Raw genomic sequence first — 9065 nt, forward strand, 5'->3', positions numbered from 1 at the left:
GGCCGCGGCCGCGGCGGGGGGCCCCCGGGGCGGCCCGCCCCCCGCGCGGGCCGGGGCGCCGGGCAGAGGCGCCGGGCAGGGCGGGGAGCTCAGACGCTGCGCAGGACGGAGACCACGATGCCCAGCACCACGGCGGCGTCACCGTCGATCACGTCGTAGGCGGGGTTGCGCGGTTCGAGAAGGACGTGCCCGCCGCGCCGGCGGTACACCTTGACGGTGGCCTCGCCGTCGATCATCGCGGCGACGATCTGGCCCGAGTGCGCCTCGGGCTGCCGCCGTACCACGACGATGTCCCCGTCGCAGATCGCGGCGTCGATCATCGAATCGCCCCGCACGCGGAGCCCGAACACCTCGCCGCGCCCGGTGAGGTCGCGGGGCAGGGTCAGCATGTCGTCCAGGTGCTGGTCGGCCAGGATGGGGGTGCCCGCGGCGATCTCCCCGACCACGGGCACGCTCACCAGGTCGCCGGCCGGCTCCGGCGCCGAGGTCCGCAGGAACAGGCGTACGTCGATCGGCCGGGTCATCGTGGCGCTCCGGCGGAGGTACCCGTTCTCCTCCAGGCTCTTCAGGTGTTTCGACACCGATGACGACGACCGCAGCCCGACCGCGTCGGCGATCTGACGCGTGCTCGGCGGATACCCGTACCTGACCACCCAGTCGCGGATCACGGCCAGGATCCGCTGCTGGCGCCGCGGCAGCACCGAGGAGTCCAGGTACTCGGCCAGGTCGGCATCGTCGTAAGTCGTCACCCGGGAAATGCTAGACGCACCGGCACCCGGCGGCGGGTGGGTCAGGTTCCCGGGGGCGGCTGGACAGGCGTGTAGGCGGTGGTCAGGAAACATAGGACCGGGCCGAGATCGGGCGGGTTGGTGCCGACGCCGACGACGACGTCGGTGCGCGCGGCGTCGAACCACAGCGAGCACGTGTCGTCGCGCGGGTCGTTCGGGTCGTACAGCGCGAGCGCGACGCCCGTCCCGTTCACGTAGTAGCCCCACACCAGCACCTGGTGGTTGCGGCCGAGGTCGCCCGGGTTGAGGCTCTTGAGCTCGACCAGGCAGATCGGCCGGGGCACCCCCGCGTCGATCCACTCCTTGATGTTCGGCCACGCCTCCCTGATCATCACGGCGGACCGGCCCGACATGAGCCCGACCGGCTCCAGCACGCCGCCGTCGGTGTCGGGGTAGGCCGGTTCCATGATGGCGAACAGCCGGGCGGGCAGGTTCGGGATGTCGAAGGAGTCGAACAGCCGGCTCACCAGGAAGTCGAACAGCGGGTCTCCCTGACCGGGCGGCGCCACGACCTGCGGGGGGATGCTCCGGCCGGCCATGTAGTAGTCCAGGGCGGCGTACACCATGCCGCCGCACAGGCCGTTGGAGGCGTCGCCGATGGGGAGGCGGGCCAGGCCGAGGTCGATGGTCGTGTCCGTGGTGCCCGCCGGCCAGCTGTTGGGGAACCGGAAGCCGTGCGTGCTGGGCCGGAAGGGGGTCAGGTGCCACTGGGCCGGTTCCAGCAGCCAGGTGACGGTGGTGGTGGCGCCGGCTCCGCCACCGCGCAGCATCGCCCAGCCGGGCGGGCACACCTCGTCGTAGCTGTTGCTCCCGCCGTAGGGGTTGTCCCAGTGGAGCTCGGCGATCGGGCCGGCGTCGCCGATGTGGTAGCCGACCCGGCCCTCGGTGCCGGTGAGCACGCCGTTGGACTCGGTCCGCCAGCTGACGGTCTCGCCGGGGCCTATCGTCCAGGCGGGTTCGATGCCGCCGCTCCAGATGCCGTGCGGCAGGTCCTGCCAGGCCTTGCCGAGCACCTGGCCGGTGGCGTTGGTTACCGTGACGACGGTGCTGCGTGCCGCTGTCATCTGCTGCTCCCCTTGACTGCCGTGTGCCGTTCTGTTCGCGTGAGCACGCCCGGTCAGGTGACGGGCGGCACGTACAGGTCGCCGCCGGTCATCGGCTCCCACGCGGAGAACGCGCCGGTGCCCGCCCTGGTCAGGTTGCGCCGCCGCCACTCGAACCGGGGCGCGTCGGGGGACATGCCCGCCACCAGGTCGGCGAGGGTGTAGGCGAGGCGCACGGTCTTTTCGTACTCCTCGCGGGTCAGGAAGACGGTCACGGGTTCGGTGCCGCCCCGTCTGAGCTGGACCTCCAGGCCCTCCAGGTCCGCGAGCGCCGGCGGCAGGCCGTCGGCGTGCTGGAGCTGGAAGCTCCGCACCCGCACGGTCGTGTCGAGGTTCACGGTCGCGGCGAGCTCGTGCACGCCCTCCAGCACGTCGGCCGCGGTGACCTCCAGCGTCACGCGGTCGAAGTCCAGGGCCATCCGGCCGACGACGCGCGGGTCGACAGGCTCGCGGGGTGTCAGGGTCACGGAGGTCTCACCGCCCGGCGGGACGGTGAACGGCAGCGGGGAGAGGTCCGCGGGGACGGCGTCGACGGGCTGCTGCCCGGCCGGGGTCATGACCAGCAGCGTCGCCACCGCTCGCCGCACGGTCGCGGCCCCGGCGGCGAGGTTCTTGACCCGCGCGGTGAGCGCGCCGGCGCCGTCCGGCTCGACCTGCAGGAACTCGTCGCCGGGGTTGTCCAGCCTGATCCGCACGGGGATCTCCCTGACCGTGCCGGCGTCCTCGGGCGAGGTCTTGAGCGTGAGGCGGACGGCGGCCTCGATGCCGGTCGCGGGCCCCTGCGCGGGGGCGAGCATGCGGCACAGCAGCGTGTAGAACTCAAGGCTGCAGTCGTAGACCAGCTCGAACCCGGCGGGGTCGACGGCCGACCCGTCCGGCTGCTCCACGACGTCGCCGCCGAGGCCGGTGAACAGAGAGGACGGGCGGAACTCGGACTTCTCCAGACCCCCCACGACGAACTCGGGGTAGGCGAGGTTCTCCGCCTCGGCGATCGTGGCGCGGAGCCGTTCGAGCGGCTCGGGGGCGAACCACGGCGTCAGCCCGAACCGCACCCGGACGCGGTAGGCGGCGCTCGGCGGGCGGCCCTCGGACACCGGTTGCTCGCGCAGCAGCGCCGTCACCGCCGGGATGCGCCGTGCGGTGTCGAACGCCAGCCGGTACTCGGTGGGCAGCACGTAGTACTGGTTGGGGACGGGGGAGGCCTTCCACGGCCCCGCGGGCCCGGCGATCCACACGGTGTCGGGGTCGAACCCGATCGCGCTGTTGACCAGCGCGTAGATCGGCCGGTTGGCGTGCGACTCGGTGGGGAACCACATGGAGATCCCCCGCTGGTCGGCCGCGAGCGCCAGCGTGTCCTCGTGCGGTTCGGACCGGTATGCCGGGACCGGTACCCGCAGCACCCACTGGTCGGGGGTGCGTAACAGCCGGCGATCGAGCCGCTGGATTCGCGGGGCGAGGGGGACGTCCTCGGCCACGAGGGCCGCGGCGGTGAAGGTGACCTCCACCGGGTGGTACTCGACGAGAGCGGGGTCGGCCTGGTCGATTATCGGGGTGAGCTCGATGGGGTGCGGCCTGAGCGGCCCCCTGTCGATGGCGATCTCCTTGGGGGGAAGCTTGAAGGGGTCGGGGCCGTCGCCGGAATCGTCCTGCTCCGGCTCGGGCAGGGCCAGCCGCCAGTGGACGGTGCCGGTGACCGTGAGCGCCGCGGTCTGGTCCTTCTGCAGCACCGCGGCCACCCGGGCGGCGTCGTCCAGCCGGGCTACGGCGACCAGCCTGCGCACCGCCCCCGTGCCGCCGGCGGGCTCCTCGTGGACCTCGCCGAAGACCACGGAGACCCCCGGGACGGAGGTGGTGAAGGCGACCTTCACCTCCTCCACCGGCAGCGGCGCGGCGCCGGCGGGTATCGCGGGGTGGCGGCCGAGCTCCAGCGTGACCCGCAGCTCCCAGGCGTCCCCCGATTTGGCGAGGAAGACCGCGGGCGTGGCCGAGGAGGGAGTGCGCCGGGGGATCGAGGCCATCGGCACGTAGTACGTCTGGCCGGAGACGCCGGCGCACGGCAGGTGGACGTGGGAGGGCGGCGCGGTGAGCACCGGCGCGGCCTCGGCCTCCGCCTGGGCCACCGCGCCGGTGAACCGGGTGAGCACCGACGGGTCGTCGCCGAGGAACAGCGGCACGCGTCCGGCGGCGTTCGCCGGGAACTCGCCTTCCATCTGTTCTCCTGTCCTGCCGTCTAGAGCTCGATGACGAGGAACGGGTCGTCGGTGGTGACGGGGCCGACGACCTTCTTGACGCCGTCCACGCCGTAGCCCTGGATCTCGTAGGTGAACCGGGCGGCGGAGGCGTCCCGCAGCGGGACCGTCCAGGTCTGGCTCGCGGGCGTGGGTCCCGGGGTGTACTGGACGGTCTTCTCGGTGGTGCGGCCGGTGGCGGGGTCGGTGTGCCTGAGCCGGACCACGACCAGCCGCCACTTGGACATGTCCAGCAGCGCCGGCTGCACCTCGACGTTCAGAGTGGCGCCGGTCACCTCGCCGACGAACTGCGCGCGCTCGTCGCCGGTCTGCCATTCGCCGATGCTCGCCGCGCCGTCGGCGTAGGCCACGTCGACCTTGTACCGGTACTCCTGCCGGTCGGGGTCGCGCAGCCACACCTTCCAGACCCACGGGTCGTCGTGGGCCTCGAAGACGTGCACGGCGTCGACCTCATAGTGGTTGGCGGGGTCCTCGTAGCGGACCGACAGCACGATGGAGGAGATCGGCGGGAAGGCCCCCTGCGGGGTGAAGGTGACGGTGAGCGTGTCGTCGAACGGGGTGTCGATCACCGGGCGGGGCTCGGTGGAGCGCACGGGCGGAAGTTCCATCCGGCTGTCGTCCAGCAGGCTGAGGACGACCTGGTACTCGTACTCCCGGGACGGGTTGCCGTCGGTGTAGGTGAACCAACTGCCCTCGCTCTCGCCGGAGGTCAGCGTCACCGTCTTGGTGGCGGAGGGGGAGTTCAGGCCGGGGTAGCGGAACGTGACGTCAGCCCGCTTGACGACCTCCCACGGGATCTTCCCGCTGACGCAGGTGACCTGCACGCAACTCAGGGCGTCGTAGCCGATGACGAGGCTCTTCAGGTTGGTCTGGACGGGCGGGACGTGCACCGAGTTCTGCGAGGCCCGGTAGTGGAGCGTGCTCGAATAGGTGAAGGTGTCCTTGGGGGTGCCGTCCGCGGCCTTGGCCATCGACGTGCGGAAGTAATAGACCTCCTTGCCGGTGGTGAAGTCGAACGTCTGCGAGGCGGCCTTGGTCTCGGCGTGGCCCGGCCGGTCGTCGGTCTGCCGGTAGTCCAGGTGCACCTGGATGGTGTGGATCGGGTCCTTCTCGAACTCGGCGGTGACCCGGACGGGGACGTCGAGGCGGTGGAAGATCGGGGTGTTGAGGTCGGCCTCCACCGTCAGCGCGCTCAGCACCCCGGGGTCGATCACTTCGAACAGCTTGGCGTTGGGGTGCACGCTGACCGGCTGCGACACCCGGCCGTCCAGAGTGAAGTCGATGGTGCCCTTCATGGACTGGGTGAAGTCCTTGAGCCAGAGCTGGTTGCCGCCGAGGACGGGAGTGCCCGCCGGCTTGAAGTTCTGCAGCGGGTCGGTGCCGAGCTTGTCCTTGTTGAGGTCGGGGGTGAACCCGGGGGTGAAGAAGCGGTTCTTGAGGTAGCCCTGGGCGATGTCGAGCACGAGGCTCTCCAGCTGCTTGGACGCCTCATCGGCCTCGGCCTGCCCCTGGCCGTCCATGGCCGGGAAGTTGACCTTGTCGAACGTCACGTGCAGGCTCGCGATCTTGGTCTGCAGCTCTGTGAGGCTGGATATCTGCGGATATCTGCGGACGACCACATCACCCTTCTTCTCCTCGACCGTGGTGTGCTCCTTGAGCTCGTTGTAGACGTCCTCGGAGTTCCCGGTGATCGAGATGTGGATGTTGGGCAGCCTGGCCTGGTACCTGAGGCTGTAGTAGACGCCCCCTGGCGAGACCCCGCTCTTCATCGACTCGCGGAGCAGGCGCGCGCCCTCCTGGCCGAGCAGCATGGTGAAGCTCGCGAGGTTGCCGGTGGTCAGGGAGGGCTTGTCCGACCCTTCGTAGCCCTTGAGGAACGTCGGCCCGGTATTGGGCATCATGACGAACTTCACCGTGCCGTCCACCCAGGTCGGGTAGGAGAGGCGGGGCGTGCCCGAGGCTCCGGAACGCCGGCGGTAGGCGACGGTCCCCTCGTGCATCGAGGCCGTCATCCCGCCGTTCAGGACGTCGGCCGTGATGTAGTCGATGATCTTCTCCTGGTCCTCCTGGCTGACGACCAGTTCGAGGGTCATGCTGAGCAGCCCGCCCTCGGTCTCGCCCTTGGGGAGTTGCTCCGCCGCCGTGGCCATGAGGCTCAGATCGCGCGCGAACACCATGAACGAGATGGAGGGCCCGCCGTCGTCGGTCAGGGCCAGCGACGGCTTGCCCTTGACCATCCAGAACTGCAGCTCGTCCTCGTCGTCCTGATAGATCTCCACATGGTCGACGCCGGGGACGATGAACTTGTTGAAGAGGTTGAGCATCTCCGCTCCCTACGGGGGTGGCAGTCGCAGGACGAGGATCTTGTGGTCCGAGGCGGTGTCCGGCACGGTCCTGCGCGTCCCGTCGGCCAGGTAGTACGTCGCGGTCCAGGTGTAGGCGGCGGGCGCGCCCGGGGGCACCGGCGCGGTCCAGGCGCGGGCGCCCCGCTGCGCGGGGGAGAAGCTCAGGGAGGCGGTGGCGCCGGGGCCGGTCAGCCGCACCACGACGAGCTTGACCTGGGCGTAGTCGACCAGGTCGTCGGCCACGGTGACGGTCAGCACCGTCTCGGGCATGTCGCCGACCTCGACGACCTGCGACCCGGAGGCCTCGACCCACTCTCCGGCGCGCTGCTCGCCGTTCGCGTAGGTGCTGGCCACCTTGTACCGGAAGCCGGGCGGCTCGCCGGGCAGCAGGCCGACGGTCCACGTCGCGGTCTCCGCGCCGGGCCGCAGCACCAGGGTCTCCCGGGTGACCCGGCCGTCGGTGCCGGTGTGCTCGCACTGGACGATGTGCGCCGTCGCCGTGCCGAACCCGCCCGGTGCCTGCAGCCGCACGGCGAGGAAACGGTCGTAGGGGCCGGTGAGCACCAGGCGGTCGCCCCGGCCCGGCGTCCAGGGCCGCTCGACGCGGCGGCCCGTGCGCAGGTTGTACCGCACCCGGTGCTCCCAGGGCCGGTCGATCAGCGCGGAGACGCGCCGCTCGGACACCGCGCGGCGCAGGTCCTCGCGCAGCAGCACGGTGTCCACCACCCCGTCGTACCGCAGCCCGATCTCCACCGACTCGGTCGGCCCCCAGTCCACGGCCGTGCCCTCGACCTCCACGCGCAGCCGCCCGGCGGCGGGCACGCGCAGCAGCAGGTAGCGGCCCCGTGAGGTGGCCTCGGGCAGGGTCGCGGTGGCCGCGGTGCCGGCGAACTGGACGACCGCGTCGTAGGTGTAGACCGGCTCGCCGCCGGGCGGCAGGACGGTCTCGGCGACGTCCACCGAGGCGCTGTCGGTGAACAAGGCCTCGTGCCGGAACGATCCGCACCGCAGCCGCAGCCGGACCGAGTGGAGGTCGTCACCGGCGAAGTCGGCGTCGCACTGCGTCTCCACGCGCAGCGTGCGGAAGATCGGCGCGCTCAGGTCGGACTCGTGCCACTCCTCGGCGGGCAGCGTGAGGTTCCCGCCCGGGCCCGCCCTGCCGGTGATGACCGCGCCGGCCGACAGGACGACGTCGTAGTCCGCGCCGTCCGCGGCCAGGTCGCGTGCCGCCCACTCCGCGAGCTGCCGCCGGAATTGTTCCAAGGACGCGTCGCGCTCGTCGTCGCGGTCGAGGACGTCCACGCCCGCCTCGCCGCCCGCCGACCACAGGCGCACCCTGCCTTCGGGCAGCCGGGCGAGGAAGGTCAGGTCGTAGGCCACCGTCAGCGGGGAGGTGGTTCCGCGGGCCTGCTCCCACACCAGTGTGGCCGCCTCGGCCGTCAGGGTGGCCTCGAAGGTGGCCGTGCAGCCGTCCATCAGCGAGGGCCGGACGGAGATCGGTGCCTGGCCCGGGACGGTGAGCCACGCCCTGCCGTCGACGAACCGCGGCGATCGGATGTCGGGGGTCAGGCCGCCGGAGTGCGCACGCAGCCGGTCGGCCAAAGCGGCGCCCGGGCCGGCCAGTTCGGTCTGGAGGCTGAGAAAGCCGCCCCCATTACCACTATTTGTCCGATATTTCATAAATGAGAAGCAGGATGATCCATCCGGCCCGCGACGGACACCGGGAATCGCGGGTACGAAGTAATAGACCGACCGATCATGGTCATCGGCGAAAACAAGATCCGCTCCCCCGAGCGGCAATGCGGGCAGCGACAGCAAACGACCCCCCTGCCTCGATCGTTGGGGCGACTGTAGACGCCGGAGCCGGGGTCCAACAAGCTAATTAGCGGGATATGAGGTCTCAACTTTGGACCGATATACAGGCATGGCTATTTGTCTTGACGTGTGTTTATGGCGGGTGAGATCGTCGCGATGTGCCGAACGCCTTCTTCCTGGACGACGCCGATTCCGCGATCGTGCACGTCGTGCCGGGAGATCTCCAGCCGGCCATGACGCCCTCGGGCACCCCGATGGTGACGCTGATCGCCTCCGGCGACACCGGCCTGCTCACCCTCGGCACGGTGTGGTGGCCCGGCGAGGCGGAGCTGTCCGCCGGCCTGGCCGCCGTCGCGGCGGATCTGGGCGGTTCCCCCGGCGAGCTGCGGGTGACCGCGGCCGCGCTGACCGCGCTGTCGGTGTCCGCCTGGGTGCGGGCCGGCGACGGCTCCGAGCACGAACTCGGCCGCGTCACGCCCTCAGGCACCCCGCCCTTCTCCGCGGCCCTGTCCGTGAACGTCCCCGCCGAGCATCTCGGCGCGGTGCGCAGGGCCTGCCTGGGGGAGCCCGGCCTGCTGTCGGTGCGGCTGAGCGGCGAGCTGGCGCGGGGGCACACCGCCACCACCGTGCTGGCCGCCGCGCCCGGGGGAGAGGTGATCCGGCGCCGCCTCCACCTGCCCGGCTGCGACCCCGCGGTCATCGCCGCCGCCGACCGGCTGGCCGAGGCGCGGCTGGCCGAGGCGCGCGCCCCGCGGCGCGCGCCTC

General features: G+C 71.5%; 6 protein-coding genes. 1 reads left to right on the forward strand and 5 read right to left on the reverse strand.

The features are described from left to right. Positions 1 to 89: 89 nt before the first annotated feature. From lexA to ABZU32_RS40695, 5 genes are read right to left on the reverse strand one after another with little or no spacing between them, the layout of a single operon-like run. Positions 90 to 749, reverse strand: a complete 660-nt coding sequence (gene lexA, locus ABZU32_RS40675; protein ID WP_354932073.1) for a transcriptional repressor LexA — start codon at positions 747 to 749, stop codon at positions 90 to 92. 41 nt (positions 750 to 790) lie between these two features. Beyond that, positions 791 to 1852 (reverse strand): hypothetical protein, encoded by a 1062-nt coding sequence (locus ABZU32_RS40680; RefSeq protein WP_354932076.1) that lies wholly within the window; start codon positions 1850 to 1852, stop codon positions 791 to 793. Positions 1853 to 1905: 53 nt separating this feature from the next. Further along, positions 1906 to 4101 (reverse strand): hypothetical protein, encoded by a 2196-nt coding sequence (locus tag ABZU32_RS40685; RefSeq protein WP_354932079.1) that lies wholly within the window; start codon positions 4099 to 4101, stop codon positions 1906 to 1908. A 20-nt stretch (positions 4102 to 4121) separates the two neighbouring features. Continuing rightward, entirely contained in the window at positions 4122 to 6464 is a 2343-nt protein-coding gene (locus ABZU32_RS40690) for a hypothetical protein (RefSeq protein ID WP_354932082.1), read from the reverse strand. A gap of 9 nt (positions 6465 to 6473) precedes the next feature. Continuing rightward, positions 6474 to 8165 (reverse strand): hypothetical protein, encoded by a 1692-nt coding sequence (locus tag ABZU32_RS40695; protein ID WP_354932085.1) that lies wholly within the window; start codon positions 8163 to 8165, stop codon positions 6474 to 6476. 293 nt (positions 8166 to 8458) lie between these two features. Between ABZU32_RS40695 and ABZU32_RS40700 the strand changes: the two genes are divergently transcribed. Beyond that, positions 8459 to 9065, forward strand: a 607-nt coding sequence (locus tag ABZU32_RS40700; protein ID WP_354932088.1) for a hypothetical protein, incomplete at its 3' end; no start/stop codon positions are given.

It is taken from the genome of Sphaerisporangium sp. NPDC005288 (assembly GCF_040607475.1).
Classification (GTDB): Bacteria; Actinomycetota; Actinomycetes; order Streptosporangiales; family Streptosporangiaceae; genus Sphaerisporangium; species Sphaerisporangium rhizosphaerae.

Coding starts and splice junctions, on each gene's coding strand:
- ABZU32_RS40680 (WP_354932076.1), bottom strand. CDS start 1,852: ATGACAGCGGCACGCAGCACCGTCGTCACGGTAACCAACGCCACCGGC.
- ABZU32_RS40685 (WP_354932079.1), bottom strand. CDS start 4,101: ATGGAAGGCGAGTTCCCGGCGAACGCCGCCGGACGCGTGCCGCTGTTC.
- ABZU32_RS40690 (WP_354932082.1), bottom strand. CDS start 6,464: ATGCTCAACCTCTTCAACAAGTTCATCGTCCCCGGCGTCGACCATGTG.
- ABZU32_RS40695 (WP_354932085.1), bottom strand. CDS start 8,165: ATGAAATATCGGACAAATAGTGGTAATGGGGGCGGCTTTCTCAGCCTC.